This is a genomic window from Enterococcus sp. DIV2453a (assembly GCF_050533535.1).
GTDB lineage: Bacteria > Bacillota > Bacilli > Lactobacillales > Enterococcaceae > Enterococcus > Enterococcus faecalis.
In genome coordinates, this window is sequence record NZ_CP172899.1 from 516963 (window position 1) to 534531 (window position 17569).

General features: G+C 32.1%; 16 protein-coding genes. 13 read left to right on the top strand and 3 right to left on the bottom strand.

From position 1 onward, the window contains the following. Window positions 1–1008 precede the first annotated feature (1008 nt). From IGK03_RS02560 to IGK03_RS02590, 7 genes are all read left to right on the top strand, one after another. Window positions 1009–3588, top strand: a complete 2580-nt coding sequence (locus tag IGK03_RS02560) for an isopeptide-forming domain-containing fimbrial protein (RefSeq protein ID WP_430602595.1) — start codon at window positions 1009–1011, stop codon at window positions 3586–3588. A gap of 24 nt (window positions 3589–3612) precedes the next feature. Beyond that, the gene (locus IGK03_RS02565) at window positions 3613–3996 is read left to right on the top strand and encodes a bacteriocin (RefSeq protein WP_002358745.1); all 384 of its coding nucleotides are present in this window, start codon (window positions 3613–3615) and stop codon (window positions 3994–3996) included. A 173-nt stretch (window positions 3997–4169) separates the two neighbouring features. Beyond that, a complete protein-coding gene (locus tag IGK03_RS02570) occupies window positions 4170–4679 on the top strand; it encodes an SA1002 family membrane protein (RefSeq protein ID WP_049095910.1) in 510 nt (169 codons plus the stop codon). Window positions 4680–4708: 29 nt separating this feature from the next. Continuing rightward, complete coding sequence (locus tag IGK03_RS02575) at window positions 4709–6496, top strand: glycerophosphoryl diester phosphodiesterase membrane domain-containing protein (RefSeq protein WP_002366206.1); 1788 nt, start codon at window positions 4709–4711, stop codon at window positions 6494–6496. Window positions 6497–6521: 25 nt separating this feature from the next. Next, complete coding sequence (locus IGK03_RS02580; protein ID WP_002361287.1) at window positions 6522–6929, top strand: NUDIX hydrolase; 408 nt, start codon at window positions 6522–6524, stop codon at window positions 6927–6929. A 233-nt stretch (window positions 6930–7162) separates the two neighbouring features. Further along, window positions 7163–7363 carry a cold-shock protein gene (locus IGK03_RS02585; protein ID WP_002355647.1) on the top strand — a complete coding sequence of 67 codons (201 nt, stop codon included), beginning with the start codon at window positions 7163–7165 and terminating at the stop codon, window positions 7361–7363. A gap of 1222 nt (window positions 7364–8585) precedes the next feature. After that, a complete protein-coding gene (locus tag IGK03_RS02590) occupies window positions 8586–9938 on the top strand; it encodes a hypothetical protein (RefSeq protein ID WP_113792857.1) in 1353 nt (450 codons plus the stop codon). A gap of 94 nt (window positions 9939–10032) precedes the next feature. Here the strand turns inward: IGK03_RS02590 and IGK03_RS02595 are convergent, their stop codons facing one another. From IGK03_RS02595 to IGK03_RS02605, 3 genes are read right to left on the bottom strand one after another with little or no spacing between them, the layout of a single operon-like run. Further along, a complete protein-coding gene (locus tag IGK03_RS02595) occupies window positions 10033–10590 on the bottom strand; it encodes a restriction endonuclease (RefSeq protein WP_430602445.1) in 558 nt (185 codons plus the stop codon). Between the two features lie 33 nt (window positions 10591–10623). Beyond that, window positions 10624–11589 (bottom strand): caspase family protein, encoded by a 966-nt coding sequence (locus tag IGK03_RS02600; RefSeq protein WP_430602447.1) that lies wholly within the window; start codon window positions 11587–11589, stop codon window positions 10624–10626. An 11-nt stretch (window positions 11590–11600) separates the two neighbouring features. Next, the gene (locus tag IGK03_RS02605; protein WP_002355652.1) at window positions 11601–11978 is read right to left on the bottom strand and encodes a hypothetical protein; all 378 of its coding nucleotides are present in this window, start codon (window positions 11976–11978) and stop codon (window positions 11601–11603) included. 232 nt (window positions 11979–12210) lie between these two features. On the opposite strand from IGK03_RS02605, the gene IGK03_RS02610 reads away from it, so the two are divergent. The 6 genes from IGK03_RS02610 to IGK03_RS02635 all read left to right on the top strand — a co-directional run bounded on the left by IGK03_RS02610 (window position 12211) and on the right by IGK03_RS02635 (window position 17561). Then, window positions 12211–12750 carry a helix-turn-helix domain-containing protein gene (locus tag IGK03_RS02610; RefSeq protein ID WP_430602449.1) on the top strand — a complete coding sequence of 180 codons (540 nt, stop codon included), beginning with the start codon at window positions 12211–12213 and terminating at the stop codon, window positions 12748–12750. Window positions 12751–13794: 1044 nt separating this feature from the next. Continuing rightward, window positions 13795–13995 carry a hypothetical protein gene (locus tag IGK03_RS02615; protein WP_002365266.1) on the top strand — a complete coding sequence of 67 codons (201 nt, stop codon included), beginning with the start codon at window positions 13795–13797 and terminating at the stop codon, window positions 13993–13995. A 64-nt stretch (window positions 13996–14059) separates the two neighbouring features. Next, the gene (locus IGK03_RS02620; RefSeq protein ID WP_010826860.1) at window positions 14060–14890 is read left to right on the top strand and encodes an McbB family protein; all 831 of its coding nucleotides are present in this window, start codon (window positions 14060–14062) and stop codon (window positions 14888–14890) included. Further along, window positions 14883–15539, top strand: coding sequence for a hypothetical protein (locus IGK03_RS02625; protein WP_002407757.1), 657 nt, complete (start codon window positions 14883–14885; stop codon window positions 15537–15539). Before IGK03_RS02620 ends, IGK03_RS02625 begins: the two co-directional genes overlap by 8 nt. Beyond that, window positions 15523–16500: a hypothetical protein gene (locus IGK03_RS02630; protein ID WP_002407756.1), complete on the top strand. Its 978-nt coding sequence runs from the start codon at window positions 15523–15525 to the stop codon at window positions 16498–16500. The genes IGK03_RS02625 and IGK03_RS02630 overlap by 17 nt, the downstream gene beginning before the upstream one ends. Before the next feature lie 17 nt (window positions 16501–16517). Continuing rightward, window positions 16518–17561, top strand: coding sequence for a YcaO-like family protein (locus IGK03_RS02635; RefSeq protein ID WP_010826861.1), 1044 nt, complete (start codon window positions 16518–16520; stop codon window positions 17559–17561). The last annotated feature ends 8 nt before the right edge of the window (window positions 17562–17569 follow it).

The window sequence follows — 17569 nt, forward strand, 5'->3', positions numbered from 1 at the left end:
GTTGATTTAGTGGTTGTTGAAGATGCCAGTGGTAGTTTTTCAGATAATTTTCCACATGTAAGACAAGCGATTGATGAAGTGGTTCAAGGTTTATCTGATCAAGACCGCGTGATGCTGGCTTCGTATCGCGGCGGAAAACAATTTATGTTTCCTGATGGAAAAGTAAAAATTAATTCAGCTGATTATGATATGAATGTGCGTGTTGATACTCAATTAACCCATGATAAAAGCCAATTTGTCTCTGGATTTGGAGATGTTCGGACGTATGGTGGTACACCAACTGCCTCAGGATTGAAACTTGCTTTAGATACGTACAATCAAACACACGGAGATTTAACGAATCGAAAAACATATTTCCTATTAGTGACAGATGGGGTCGCTAATACACGTTTAGATGGTTACTTGCATAAAACCAACACCAATGATTCAATCAATGAATATCCAGATCCAAGACATCCTTTTCAAGTTTCGGTTGAGTATAGTAATGACTATCAAGGTGCAGCAGCAGAAGTTTTAGCGTTAAACCAAGAAATTACTAACCAAGGCTATGAAATGATTAATGCGTATTGGGAAAGTGTTGAATCTTTAAGTTCAGTAAATTCATATTTTGATAAATATAAAACAGAAGTGGGTCCTTTTGTAAAACAAGAGTTGCAACAAGGATCTAGCACACCAGAAGATTTTATTACAAGCCAATCTATTGATGATTTTACAACCCAATTAAAACAAATTGTCAAAGATCGTCTGGCGCAATCGACACCAGCAACAGCTTCATTAACAATTGCTGATCAATTTGACATTCAATCGGCGACCGCTACGGACGATGCTGGAAATGATGTGCCTGTTCAAATTAACGGACAAACCATTTCAGCAACTAGTACAGAAGGTTACGTAGGAAACATCACGATTCACTACGAAGTCAAAGAAAATACAGCGATTGATGCAGCAACCCTTGTAAGTAGTGGGACAATGAATCAAGGAACAATTGCTAAGGAATTTCCAGAAGCGATGATTCCTAAAAATGACAATGCGCATGCGTGTGACGTGACGCCAGAAGATCCAACGATTACAAAAGATATCGAAAATCAAGAGCACTTAGATTTAACCAATCGTGAAGATAGTTTCGATTGGCATGTCAAAACAGCCTTTGGTAACGAAACAAGTACTTGGCAACAAGCCAGTTTAGTGGATAACGTCAACCAATTATTAGATATCCAAAAAGTCGTTGTTACTGATGAAAATGGCAAAGATGTTACAGCCAATGGCACAGTAACACAAGCAAATAACAAAGTAACTTTTGAAATGAACAAACAAGCAGACAGCTATGACTATTTGAGTGGTCATACGTACACAATGACTATTACCACAACAATCAAAGCTAGCGCAACGGACGAAGAATTAGCGCCTTATATTGAACAAGGTGGAATTCCTAATCAAGCCGACTTGAACTTTGGTAACGAAGGGGACGTGTTGCATTCCAACAAGCCAACAGTGACACCGCCGCCAGTAGATCCAAACATCACTAAAGACGTAGAAGGTCAAGAACATTTAGATTTAACCAACCGCGATCAAGAATTTAAATGGAACGTCAAAACAGCTTTCGGTAACGAAACAAGCACTTGGACCCAAGCCAGTATGGTAGATGACATTAATAAAGTGTTAGACATCACAGACGTGAAAGTCACAGATGAAAATGGTAAAGATGTTACAGCCAATGGCACAGTAACACAAGAAAATAACAAAGTAACTTTTGAAATGAATAAACAAGCAGACAGCTACTCATACTTAGCTGGACATACGTACACAATGACTATTACCACTAAAATTAAAGACGGCGCAACCGATGCAGAATTAGCACCTTATATTGAACAAGGTGGCATTCCCAACCAAGCCGACTTAAACTTTGGCAACGAAGGTGACGTGTTACATTCCAATAAACCAACAGTGACACCGCCTGCACCAACGCCAGAAGATCCAACGATTACAAAAGATATCGAAGGCCAAGAACATTTAGATTTAACCAACCGTGACCAAGAATTTAAATGGAACGTCAAAACAGCTTTCGGTAACGAAACAAGCACTTGGACCCAAGCCAGTATGGTAGATGACATTAATAAAGTGTTAGACATCACTGATGTGAAAGTCACTGATGAAAATGGTAAAGATGTTACAGCTAACGGCACAGTAACACAAGAAAATAACAAAGTAACTTTTGAAATGAACAAACAAGCAGACAGCTACTCATACTTAGCTGGACATACGTACACAATGACTATTACCACTAAAATTAAAGACGGCGCAACCGATGAAGAATTAGCACCTTATATTGAACAAGGTGGCATTCCCAACCAAGCCGACTTAAACTTTGGCAACGAAGGTGACGTGTTACATTCCAACAAACCAACTGTAACACCGCCTGCACCAACACCAGAAGATCCAACGATTACAAAAGATATCGAAGGCCAAGAACATTTAGACTTAACTAATCGTGACCAAGAATTTAAATGGAATGTCAAAACAGCTTTCGGTAACGAAACAAGCACGTGGACCCAAGCCAGCATGGTGGATGACATTAATAAAGTGTTAGACATCACAGACGTGAAAGTCACAGATGAAAATGGCAAAGATGTTACAGCTAACGGCACAGTAACACAAGAAAATAACAAAGTAACTTTTGAAATGAACAAAAAAGATGACAGCTATGACTATTTAAGTGGTCATACGTATACAATGACTATCACCACTAAAATTAAAGCTGACGCAACGGACGAAGAATTAGCGCCTTATATTGAACAAGGCGGGATTCCCAACCAAGCGGACTTGAACTTTGGCAACGAAGGGGACGTGTTACATTCCAACAAGCCAACCGTAACACCGCCTGCACCAACGCCAGAAGATCCAACGATTACAAAAGATATCGAAGGCCAAGAACATTTAGATTTAACCAACCGTGACCAAGAATTTAAATGGAATGTTAAAACAGCCTTTGGTAACGAAACAAGCACTTGGACCCAAGCTAGTTTAGTGGATAACGTCAACCAATTATTAGATATCCAAAAAGTCGTTATCACTGATGAAAATGGTAAAGATGTTACAGCTAACGGCACAGTAACACAAGAAAATAACAAAGTAACCTTTACTATGAACAAAAAAGATGACAGCTACTCTTACTTAGCTGGTCATACATACACAATGACTATTACCACTAAAATTAAAGACGGCGCAACCGATGAAGAATTAGCACCTTATATTGAACAAGGCGGCATTCCCAACCAAGCGGACTTAAACTTTGGCAACGAAGGGGACGTGTTGCATTCCAACAAGCCAACCGTAACACCGCCTGCACCAACGCCAGAAGATCCAAAAAAACCTGAACCTAAACAACCGCTAAAACCGAAAAAACCGTTGACGCCTACAAATCATCAAGCACCAACGAACCCAGTCAATTTTGGGAAATCAGCAAGTAAAGGAATTCATTTACCAATGACTAATACAACAGTAAATCCATTTTACATGATCGCAGGTTTAATTATCCTTATAGTGGCTATTAGCTTTGGTATAACAAAAAATAAAAAAAGAAAAAATTAGACAAACTAAAAAGGAAGAAAAAACATGAATAAAAAAATTTCGTTCAGTCTGTTAATTTTGTTACTTAGTTTGTTGGTAGGTTTTACATTTATTCCGCATAAAAAGGAATTAAGTTTCAATGAGTATCAAGAAAAAAAACACTCTGGCGAAACATTTTATGTTGTTTTAAAAAAGAAAAACTGTTCAGATTGTCAGGATTTCGAGAAACTATTACAAGCACCTAAACAGGTTTACTATGTAGAATTAACCAACAAAGAGACCATGAAGGAATGGTCAACATTTATCCGAGAAAATAAAGTTTTACATGTGCCATCTATGTTTAAAATAGATAACGGCCATCTCAAGAAAATTGATGGAGAAGGAGATGCGAATCAATTATTCGCAAACTATCAAAAAATAACGAAGTAAAAAGAATAAAAAGACAAGCCAAGTTTCCTAAATAAAGGAAACTTGGCTTGTCTTTTTTCTAGTAATAGTCGTTTATTAAATAACATGTGAAATATTTTACAAATCCATTTTGGTTTGATAAAATAAACGCGAACATATGAATTTGTTTTCATTTGTTTTGGAAGGAGGAACGAATGATTGAATTGATTTTACTTTTGTCGGTGATTCTTTTAGGTTTATTGATTGGAAATAAAAGAGTTGATAAGTGGCTTTTTCTTAAGGCATTACTTTTGTTTTCTGTTATGCTAAGTGTGAGCATCTTAATTTCGGTAGCTATGTATTTATTATTAACAATAGGCGTTGCAAACGTAATAGGAGAGCAGTTAGAGTCGTTATTTCTTTTAGGGATAGTCGTTATCATCAGTACGAGTCTTTTATTATATTTTTTATTGAATTTAACGACGAAAAAAATTGTTTTATCCATCGCTTTAATGAAAATAATTGAATATTATATTCAATGGGTATTGATTTATGTTACTATTTATCAAGTGATTTTTGATCAGTTTATTGTTTCTTCAGAAGTAAAAAATACGTTAAAAGGAACTATTAATGAGCCAGTCGCAATCATTATTGTTATTTTGCCATCATTTATTTCAATTTGGATTGCCGTTGTTTTATTTAGGCTTCGTATGGAAGAACTTTAATCAGATACTTTTAGAATGGAGGGGTTTGTATGTCTGCTTGGCAAACATTTAAAAATGGAACAAGGCAATTTTTTAAAGACATCTTACAGTATTTATGGTTATTTTTTACTTTAAATGTCTTATTATTATTGGTGGGTGGGGCTTTTAGTTGGGCTACTTCCAACGCACTAAAAACTCAAGGTATTCCTTATCTTTCGTTTAATAACCTGAATTTATTGTTAGAAAAGCCGCTTGCTCTGGTGTTATTAATTCTCTTGTTGTTACTTTTTTTAGGTGCAGTTTTTTATCAGTTTACCTTTTTATTATTAGGGATTTTTCAAATACGGCAAGACCATCGCTTTCATTTTAAAGGAGTTACCAAGGCATCTTTTAAGGTTCTTAAAAAGCAAGGTGCCCGTTCGTGGTTATTCTTTTTCGGTTATTTTGTTGTCATTGTCCCTTTTGGTAACCTGATTTTCCAAAGTAATCTATTGACGAAATTTGTGATTCCAGATTTTATTGTTGAATTTTTGTCCCAACGAATTCCTTACTTGATTGGGTTACTGGCCTTTGGGTTATTAGTCTGGTATTTAGCTATTCGTTTCATTTACACGCTTCCATTAATGATTCTGGAGAGAAAAAAAGCAGGCGAGGCAGTTAAGGCTAGTTGGTCAATGACAAACAAACGATTATGGTTCATTATTCGTAATATTGCATTTGTGACGATCGCGGTATTTGTTTCAACGTATGTTATTTATGTGTTACTTTATCTTCTACAGTTGAAGTTAGATACCTTGAGCGATACCATTAGCTTGCTAGGTGGGATTTTAAATTTAACGGTTGTCCAATTTTTACAGTTTGTCTCTAATGCTTGGCTTTCAGTATTACTGATTAATTTCTTATATACACAATTAAATGTTCAAGCAGAAACGACGACAAAAGTTGCCTTTGACAAAGAAACAAAACGTAATAAATTAGTGACTATCGGAATGGGCCTAGGACTATTCACCATTTTTGGCGGCTATATAATTTTCAACGCTGTTTACTTAACAGGGCTATTAGAATCAAAACCTTTGATTATTTCGCATCGAGGGGTCACCAATAGTAATGGCGTACAAAATACCATTCCTGCTATGGAAAGAACCATTAAATTTAAACCAGATTATATTGAAATTGATGTTCAAGAAACCAAAGACCATCAATTTGTTGTGATGCATGATGCCAACCTTCAAGAACTCGCCGGCGTTGATGGCACGCCGCAAGAGTTTACGTTGGCTGAATTAACAAAAATGACCGTTAAAGAAAATGGCCAAGAAGCACCAATTGCCAGTTTTGATGATTATTTAGCGAAGGCAAACCAAGCCAAACAAAAATTACTAGTAGAAATTAAAACGTCTAAACAAGATAGTCAAGGTGCGCTTTCTAACTTTATTGAAAAATATGAACGTCCTTTGATAAAGAATAACCATCAGGTTCAATCTCTCGACTACAATGTGATCAAAGCGTTTAAAAAAGCCAAATCAAAAGTAAAAGTTAGTTTTATTTTGCCCTATAATTTCACTTTTCCAGAAACACAAGCTGATTTGTATACAATGGAAGCTACCACGTTGAACGATACCTTCATTTTAAAAGCTGACCAACAGAAAAAAGCAGTTTATGCTTGGACAGTTAATGACTCAGAGGTATTAAGTAAAATGCTCTTTATGGACGTTGCTGGAGTGATTACCGATGATTTGGAGTTAGTCAATGAAGAAGTCAATGACTTTGAAAAAAATCCATCGTACGCGGATCGTATTTTGCATTATATTTTTATGCTACCAAGTGTGGCTTCTCAATAAAAAATGAAGAAGAGGGTTAAACGAAATGAAAAAAGAATTTTCGCGAGTACTTCTTAAAAATCAATCAGATGAAATTCTTATTTTAAAAGATCGGCCAGACACTTGGAATTTCCCTGGTGGAAAACAAGAACTTGGTGAATCAGCGCTGGAATGTGCGATTCGTGAAATGAAAGAAGAATTAGCAGTGGAAATTACTGAACTTGAAGAAATTTTTACTGGACCACTCGTTTTTGATTCAATCGTTTGGCAAGGACATTTTTATTTTGCCAAACAAGCCCAAGGAAAAGTTACGCTGAACGAACCAAATAAAATTAAAGGCGTACAATTTATTAAGCGGTTTGAGGAAGTAAATTTTTCACCAGGATTAGCTCCGCTATTTGATTATTTGGCGCGTAGCGATTATTTAAAGTTAAACAAAACTAACTGGAAATAGAAAGAATAGGAGTGTTTTTTGCTAGGGCTTTGTCAAGCGCATCTTTGATTATTTTAGAAAGTCCAAGGAAAAGTCGTGGGCATTGTTTATTTCTAATAAATATGTTATAGTAATTAAGTAATCAATTTTGATAAGTAATTTGAGTTATATATTTAAAAACTATACTTCTCCTTTTGCCACTCAACATTTTTTGCAATAACTTGCATATTTTTATGCACTAGGAGGAAATATATATGAACAACGGTACAGTAAAATGGTTTAACGCAGACAAAGGTTTTGGATTTATTACAGGTGAAGATGGCAATGATGTATTTGCACATTTTTCAGCTATTCAATCAGATGGATTTAAAACTTTAGACGAAGGCCAAGCAGTAACTTTTGATACTGAAGAAGGTCCACGCGGCTTACAAGCAACGAACATCGTAAAAGCTTAATAATGAATGAAAACGGACCACGTGTTGGTCCGTTTTTTTGATAGCTGTTGTCTGATCTCGTCATTAATTACATAGCAAAACAAAGCAGATGCCATTTAAAGGAGGAGAATCTGAAGACGACCTTAACTGAGCTGTTACTTGTAAGTGGATTATTTTGGCTAGTAATCATAATTGGTGTGATTGCGGGTAGCATATTTCTAATTAAGTATTTTAGAGGTCGGAGCTGAACGGTTCTGTTCCCGCCAATTATCAGGTTTTAAGCCTGGGACAAAAATCCAAAGTGATTTTTGCCCCAGGTTCTTTATTTAATTAGGGTATTAAGTTTTAGGTAAAATAATTAACAAATTAAAAGCAATTTACTATATAATCAGAAAGGGATCTTTAAGAGAGAAGCAGGTGTTTACTTGTCGTAATACTTTGTTTAGCAGATAGAAAAAGGAAACGTTATGCGTTACAATAGGAACGGAGGAATTTTAGCCTTATTGGATTTTTAGCTGAAGCAGAACAAATGTTGTCGCGTTAAGTGCGATTGAGCTTGCCACAAGCAACATTTGAAAAAACTACGGATAGAAAAATCATTCCTAAACAAGAAAAAAACACTCTTTAGATGAATAAAGAGTGTCCAGAAACGTTGATAAATCAACATATTTAAATAACGCGCCCTGAGGGAATCGAACCCCCGTCTCAAGAACCGGAATTTTATTGATGATTTTTGTGGAGATCGGTAGCGTTGATATATAAGTATTTGATACTTTTGATAGTTGTAATAAATTTTATAAAATTTTATGGAATGTTTAAGGGCCGTCCCTAAAAGTCGTCCCTATTTTGAAAGAGAAGACTACATAATTAAATAATGCTACTTAACTTGAATAATGTTTTTTTGGCAACTCGAAGGTACTACATGTTTTAGTTGTAGTTATAAGTGAAATATACAGAGATTATGGTTTTAGGTAGTAGTTTCTGTTGAAATGTATTGAGAATACTGGTTTTTAATGTCTTTGTTTGCATAGTAAATAAGTTCAAAAAGCAATGATTGTTAGCTATTGTGTTAGAAGTTATTAATTTTTGAATGTACGGTTTAAAATAATTTATTTTAAGTTGGTTGCTCCTACTATATCTATGGAAAAAATTTGTAGCTTGATTTGTTTTTTTTTTAATATTTAGTTAAAATAATATTAGTTTATAACTTATAAATATTATAAAAAAGGAGATTAATTAGTTCATGAATAAGAATAATTTAGTTGCTGTTTCAAATGGTTCACTTGTTATTGATGCTGGAAATCTAACTCAAAATAGTGAGGATATTGTTTCACAAATAACAACATCACTATCTATTTCTCGGGATATACTTCCATCCAATGAAGATATAAATATAGCGTTATCTTTGTTACCCCGAGAATTGAATTTAATTCCTGCTAGACTTAGAGATAAGTTCGTAGCAAAATCATGTGTGGCTATATCAGTAGGATTGTTTGACGGTGCAATAGTATACATATGGAATAGTGTGATCAAAGAATTGAGAAATAAAGTTAGTTCTTTTGGATTGGAAATGATTAAGAATATTTCTGGGGCAAAAAAAGATGATAATTTTTTGGATAAAATAACAGATTCAGAATTAATAGAACTATGTTATCAGCTCAATATTATTAATGAGGAAGGAAATTTTTATCTAAACCAATGTAGAGAAATTAGAAACAATGCATCAGTAGCACATCCTACAGAAATAGAGATTGATGATAGAGAGTTGATTACTTTTATTAGTAGATGCTGTAAGTATGGGTTATCTGATGTACATGAGATAGTTGGGGTAGACATAAAAAAGGTTTTAACCGTTATAGAAAATCAAGATTCGAGTGAAGAGAGTCTAATAACGTTATCCGAAATGATTTTAAATACTTTTGAATCTCAGAAAGAATTGATTATTCAAATTTTGTATTCTAAATTTATAGATGCTTCGATTGCAAGTCATACGCGATCTAACTCATTAGAATTAGCAAAATTACTTCAACCTATTTTAAGCAATAAAATGAAAACAACATTGATTGAAAAACATAATGAGATTTTGATTAGGGGAGATGCGAGTAGTGCTACAAATTCTCGTTTATTTTTTGAAAATTTGGGTCTTTTAAGTAATTTAAAGGATACTGAAAAAATAGCAATTTTTAAAAAAGCTATTTATAATTTGCAACAAACGCATTGGGGTTTTAATAATTTTTATAATGAACGTCCATTTGCAGAACGTTTATATGAGATATCAACACAAATATCTCCAATTCCTGAAATAATAATAGAAGAATATGTATCCACAAACATTTCTTGTTATTTAGGTAATTCTTATGGTGTGGCAGTAAATGCAAAACCATTTTATCAAAAAATGTTATTTAACCTAACACCTAAAGGTATCGAGTGTTTTCTTACAAACATAGAAGTAGAAATAGTAACTTATTCAGCATTAAAATATAGTTTTAAAAAAGAAGGAATAGAGAGTTTGTTAAATCACTATGAAATTTCATCAATAACAAACATTGAACAGAAAAATAAAATAATGGAAATCAGAAAAAACTACTCTTTATAAGTAAGAAAAGAATCTGCTAAATTTGGCAGATTCTTTTCTTGAGTAATTTTTCAAGGGTATAACTTATTGGTACATGCATCATTGGGATGAAATATTATTTTTTTATAAACTCTTCTAGTGCAGTATTAGATTGACTCAAATAAGAACAAGTAAAAGTTCCTTTGCCATTTCCGCTTATTAATACACCTGAATAAGGCTTTCCGTAGTTATAAGGCTTACATCCAGAAGCGACAATTACCCCTTGCATAGAACGTGCCTGATAATCATTCATTGCATCTGTAAGCTGAATTAAAGCAATTCCATGTTGTTTTGCATATCCAATAGCTCCACTTTGAAAATTAGAGGTAGAAATTAATATACCCTTATGGGCACCTATCGAACTTATTTTTGAATGTAATATCTGAACTTTTTCTCTATTTATCGCTGTTTTATAATGTTTACATTCAACTAGAGTTTTATATGTTACGCCCATTAATGAAAATTCAATATACCCATCAATCTGATAGTTTCCATCAAAGGTTTTGATAATTTTATCATGCTCTATTATCAAGTTCTCTAGATTTTTTGTCTGTTCAGCTAAAATATCTAGAGAGTAGCGTTCAAACTGTTCTGGTGTTAGTTCTAAGTACTTGTCTATAGTTGGGTTAAACAAAATATACCTCCTGTAAAAAGACTATTAATAAATCTAAAATCTTCTATCTTTTGATAGTCTCCAGTAATGTAAACCCAAAGCTGTTAGTTTACACGATTTGCTTTCCATTGCAGCAAAATACATATGATTAGTATCAACAGGTTCGATTAAACCAACACTCTCATATAATTGCAGAGTTTTAAATTTAGAAACATTATTTTCATCTGCATAGGGTTTAATTACTTGATGTACTTGAGATGGATCATTTGTAAATTCAAAAGATGGATCTAAGCGAAACTCATCACTAGGATTTGGGAAGAATTGTGACAATTGTCGCAAAGTTTTCTTTGATACTCTTGGTTCAATAGAACGTATAGGTAAAAAACTTGAAATATTAGTTTTAAATACTGGACGTTGTTCCCAAGCACCCAAAGACTGATCTATGAATGAGTATAAGCTGGCGGGTGTTATTTTTCCAGTTATATCTGAGGCGCTACCTCGCAAGCCTTGTAATAATAAATTTGTAAATACACCATGTCCCGATGCTTCCATAGATACTTCATTACGCATGCTTGCTGACATTATCGTTACACCTTCTCCGAGAAACGCTTCTGTACCTTGAATGACTCCAGATTCACCTATTTTACCAGAAAAACAACAATCTAAAATAATAATTTTGTTTCCGCAATTTGAATGGTTAGCCAATCTCAATATTTCTGTCATTGGGACACCTAAATCACGACGTTTAAAGTCAGGTGTTACCAAATAACCTGATCCTTCATCACTTCCATGACCAGAAAAATAAAATAATGCAATATCAGCAGATCCATCAAATAGCTTTTCTAAAGAATCAAGTAATTCTGCTTTTGTACTAATGTTATTGAGTTGTGAAACTTCAAAATTTGGCGAACCATCTCCGTTTGTTTGTAATAGTTCTGTCATTGAGTTAGCATCGTTAACGCATCCATTAAGTGGAACAGAAGGGTAGTCATCAATGCCAATTACTAATGCTTTTTTCATCTGTGATTCTCCTATAAATTATTAATCCATGATGAGATATTTACCCATGTCCAATCCCTCATTTTATAACTAGGAAGCTCTGGAGGAATTTTAACACCTAAATGATTGTTATTTCCCCAAATACCTAAACATGGAATCTTTTCTTGAGATGCACATTCTAGCTCCCAGCGTTCACCATCAGCCATCATCGAATTTTTAGTAACGATAGCTATTACTCCATCACAACCCTTAATTTTTGTTCTACATCTTGTTTTCCATGAATTACTCCATGGTTCCTTTACCGACATGTCAACGAATTCAAAAGGACTGTTTGTATTTTTTGCTTGTCCAACTAAAAAATCTCTTAAGTGAGAGTCCTCTATAGCAAAGCTAATAAAAATGCGTTTCATAATACATATCCTCCAATCAAATATTGCTACATTATAATTATAGGATATTACTAATGTTTTGGAAAGCCCTTTCTTTTTACGTTATTGAATTGTAGTGTTCGGCAAAAATAATGTATTTAATTCAGTTGATTTTTATTTTTACATTTACTATATTCTAATTAAAAGGAGGAGAATATATATAAAAGAAAAAGCGATTAATGAGTTAGTTAGAGAAGTGAGAATCGATTCTGGATTGAAGCAGAAAGATTCAAGAAAAAACGTGATGGGATCAGCTGTGTATTCACGAATCGAAAATGGGAAAAAAGAATTGACGGTTAATGAACTAATAGGCGTTCTTGGTAACTTACAGATTTCTTTATTTGAATTTGTTTCTTCTTACGTTGAACCAAGAATTTCTCAAAGTATAAGAAAGAAGTTTAGAGATTTATTTTACGGTCTTCCGTCAGAAGAGTCTCAAAACGAAATATTTATGATGTATGACAATTTGGAAAAGAGGTATCCTGATTTAGCTACGGATGAATTAGGTGTATATTTTGATATTAAGGCGATTTTTCATCAACGTTTTCCTAAGAAGATTAATCCAATTACAAAGAAACAGTTAAAAGATGTTTTACATAAAGTTGAAAGAAAATCTCGTATGAAATACTTTGATGAGGATTATAGATTAATTAGTCAAACGATTATGGATATGGATAAAGAAGATATGAGAAGAATTTTGGATAATATTTTTGGAGAAAGGACTATTGTCCCATTCTCCTCATTTTTTGTTTAAGGAGCAAAAATATGTACCTGATTAACTGACGTCTATACCATCTATATTGTAAAAATTCTTTTTTGGCACTCAATAGGGTTCTATTGTTTTTTTAACTATTTTTTTAAATTATAATAATTAGAAATTTTATATGGTAGATAGAAAAAAGTACCATTATAGGCTACAATGAAGAAGGTGAAAAAGCAAAGAGACATTTTCAAAAGGAAAATGTCTCTTAAAATCAGTATTCTCTGTAATTGAATAACGCGCCCTGAGGGAATCGAACCCCCGTCTCAAGAACCGGAATCTTATTGATAGTTTTTGAGGAGAGAGGTAGTGTTGATATATAAATAATTGATACTTTTGATAGCTGTAATAAGTTTTATAAAATTTTATGGAATGTTTAAGGGTCGTCCCTAAAAGTCGTCCCTATTTTGGAAGAGAAGACTACATAATTAATAATGCTACTTAACTTGAATAATGTTTTTTTGGCAACTCGAAGGTACTACATGTTTCAGTTGTAGTTACAAGGAAAATATACAGAAATTATGATTTCAGGTAGTAGTTTCTGTTTAAATGTATTGAGAATACTAGTTTTTAATGTCTTTATTTGCATAGTAAATAAGTTCAAAAAGCAATGATTGTTAGCTCTTGTGTTAGCGGTTGTTGCTTTTTAAATACTTAAATATGTTTTGTTATTAAACAATATGCTTTCCTTATAGTAAGTATCAATTCATAAAACTAGGTATTCACAATTGTTATTAAAGAGGTAAAATCCGAAAATATGCGAATATGCATTGTATATTATAATTTTAATGTGATAAAATAAATATTTTAAAAATTATTTTTGTTAGAATTTTCATTGATATAAAAATAGAAAAATTAATGATAGTTGTTTTGTTATTAATTTTTTTGTTTTTGTTGTCTAATCAAAGATTTTTAGATTTTTCAGTATAAAAATACGTTTTTTAATTAGAATAAGATGAGTTTTTGCTTGAAAAATGATTGGATAGTGGTAAAATAATTTCATCAATATTGATAAAATTATAACGGAGGTGTATTAAAATGAATGTTGAAGAAGTTTTAGTGTCGCAAAAAACCCCAAATGCAATTAATGAAGAGACTGAATTATATGGGTTTGGGTATGGTTCTGTCGTTGAGAACATTACTGTCTCTAAAGGTGGCGGCGGTGGTGGCGGCGGTGGCGGTGGCTGCTGTTGTTGTTGCTGCTGTTGTTGTGGGGGTGCCACAGGATTAGAAGAATAGAAACTTCATAAGGTAAGTGGACGCACTTACCTCTTTACATAATCAATTAAAAAGGAGTGAAAAAATGTATAAAGTAAACCCTTTTATATGGCATGATCTTAGTGAAAAAGAAACATTCTTTCAAACAAAACTATCTTCGATAATTATTACTAATAAAAATTTAGTTAGAATGTTAAAAGATTTAGAAAAAAATGAAGTAATAAATTTTGAGGAATCTCTATTATCCAATTATTTTAGGAGCAACATGATTAATAATGTACTGGTCTTTTTAGAAGAAAATAAATTAATTAAAAAGCTAGATATAGAAAATAATAAGGTTAATGAGGTTTTGGTATATACCGATGATTCTGAATTTTCTGAATTATTCGATTACGTGTTTTCCGAAAAATTTACAATTAGTCATCAGACTAGTATTTCCCACTTAGAATCTAAAAATATGGATGGTAAATTGCTTATAGTATTTTTAAAGGCTTTCAATTTTAAAGAATATGAAAATATTGTAAATATAGCCAAGGAAAAGAATGTAGTCATTAAAATAATTTTTAGCTATAATCATCATATTTATTTTTCGAATTTCTATAAAAGGGAATGGTACAATCCATGTCCAATATGTTTTTTTTCTGAACTAGAAAGCCAATTAAGAGGAGAAATAACTTCTGATACAGCTAACTTTCAGACAATTATAGATTTACTTTATACAAAATCACAAAATTTTGCTATAGAATACCCGTTGCAAAAGGATGATTATTTTACGATAGTTTATACCATAATGAGGAATTTGGATAGCGATTTAATGAAATGTGACTTAGATGAAGTTTTATCTATTGATTTAAATAATCATTTAGTTTCAAAAGATATTGCTTATCATTGGGGGTATTGTGATTGCTATGAGTGATTATTATTGGAATGAATATAAGAATGTACTATTAGATGAAGCATATTTGATTGATACGTTAAAATATCAACAAAGGGTAGTGAATAAACAAGTAGAAGAAAATAATTTAGATGAATTGAGCGATGTTTTAGGTCTTTATAATGTGAAATACTCGGATATTAGGTTAGCGGTATATCCTTTTGATGAGTTACCTGTCTTTATAAAAACGTTAGTTAGTGATTTACAAAAAAATTATGCTTCCTTTATATATAAAGTTAGTATGCCAATACTAGCCATAACAAAAAAAATAGGGAATGTAAATACTGGTTGTTATTCTTTTGATTTTAAAAATAATTTTTTGATTCTATATGAAACTGATGTAACTAAGATTAGAGAAATAGTAAATGATAAACTGGTGTTAGCTTTTTTTTTAAACATAGAGGATGCAATTTGTTTATATAAAAAAAAGGCGTACACAAATGGTATAAAAGAAATTGGTTATGTTTCTAAAAGCAGTCAATTAGCGATTAGTAAAGAAAAAAACATAATAATAAACGAAATGCTAGTACCAGAGCAACAACTGACAAATGGATTATGTATAAACTTGAGAAAATGTTTGTTAATGGAAACTTTAATTTTAGAGGTGTTAACTAATGATATTCACGAATAAAAGTTCCTATGGTGTGAAAAGTGATATGTTTTTATCAAATATAAATATTGGATATGTGAATTTTTCACGTGTCAAGATTAAGCAAGGAATGACAGCAGGTAGTGCTTTCTCAGTTGACGAAAATAAACAGTTATCACTTATTAAAAGTTATAATGAATATTTAGAAAGACTTTTCTTAGGGATACCATTAAGTACAAATAAAACTATTTCTTCTGTAAATTTAGAAAAAAATATTGTAAGTAGCAGAAAATATTCAGAATTTGGATATGGAAATCATGAGTTCGGATTTAATGATACGACAGGAACTTCATCTGGAAAACTTTCAGAAGTAATAATCCCAAAGGCACTAACAGAATTGATTGAGAAAAATGAAGTATTTTGTTTTTGGTATGGTTTGAAAGGGGAAAAGTTAAAACAAGATAAAGAAATTCATGACTTAATTAATGATTATAATTTTATTTCAAATATGTTTAAAATTTATGTAGTTCGTGAACTTAGTAATTATTCAACAGTGATCGTGATGGGGTTTTTAGAAGGGAAATTACTAACCTCAGGTGTATGTTGTAGTATTACTATGGAACAATCTCTAATTTTGGCCTTGAAAGAAGCTAAGGGAATAGAGTGGCAAACTTTTAATAATCCCTTAGCAAAAGCAAATAAATTTTCTGATAAATTGCATAAACAAATTTTAAAAAAAGTAAAGTTTATGGATGAAACATACAAAGTTATTACAAAAGATTCTATACAAGCTACGAAATACATTGAAACTTCTGATTGGATTAACCATGTTGAGATATCCGTAATTGGAGATGACATAAATAGAGGAGTTAAAACAATAAAATGTATATCCAAACAGTTACTAAATTCTGTACCAATTAAGATAAACATTGAAAGACAAAAAGATAAAGAGATTATTAAGAGATATTTAATTGATTATTCTATTGATTGTCCTATCCAATGATAGAAAGGAGAATACTTTTGAAAGGTTTTTTAAGAAATAAGGTGAATTTTGTTTTAAATGAGGATTTATTTATGTCACATCACTATAACGTATATATAGAAAAATATTCTAAAAGACCTATCAAAGCCTATGAGGTTGATTTAAAGAATAAAAGGCAGCATATTCTTTCAACTTTAGGAGAGTATTTGGAGCGAGAAACACTCATCAACGAAAATTCACCAAAAGAGCATACGGTTATTGCTACGAATTTAATTGATGGAAGCATTAAACAAGTTAATCTTGATATGATTTTGTTTAAGAATAGTTTTGTTGATTCTTCTGGTATGGCCTCGCATAAAAAATCAAAGCCATTGATATGGATAGCGTATAAAGAATTCTTTGAAAGACAGAGCTATATTACTAACTTCTTGTTTCATACTAAGGCTCAGCAATTAAATATAGATAAGATAGAAGAAATAAAAAAAATAGACCGATATTTGACTAATTATTTAGACAATGTCAAATATTATAATATATCTTTAAGTAAGAACCTTTACGTAGTACTTGCCGTTGGATATGGTGAAAAATACAAAGCAGTGGGTTTGGGAACTAGTCAATCAGCAAGAAAAGCAGTAATAAAATCACAAAAAGAAATATTACAATATTTTGCTACATCGCATTCAAAATATAAAGAAGGAAAAGTTAGTCAAGGCTCTGGATTAGTAATTGACAATAAGGACATTTATCATGACTATTTTGATAGATTGAGCTCGAAAGAAGTTAAAGATTTATATGCATATCTTGAAGGTAGTGAATTTGTTATTCTGAATAATGAAGAGAAAACAGAAAAAGTAAGTCATACATTTACTATCAAAAATATAAGCAATTCTCTTAATATGTCTCCGTATATTACAATGTTTGAAAATAATCATGCTAAGAATGTGAAAGTAGTGAAGGTATTTGACCCCAAGTGGTTTCCCAACATGGCACCAAGAAATTTTTCGAAAGAAATAATATTAAATATAGAGAATATATTAAAATTAAAAAGAAAAAATTTTTCAGAACTGTTACCATTTCCGTAAGGAGGAGT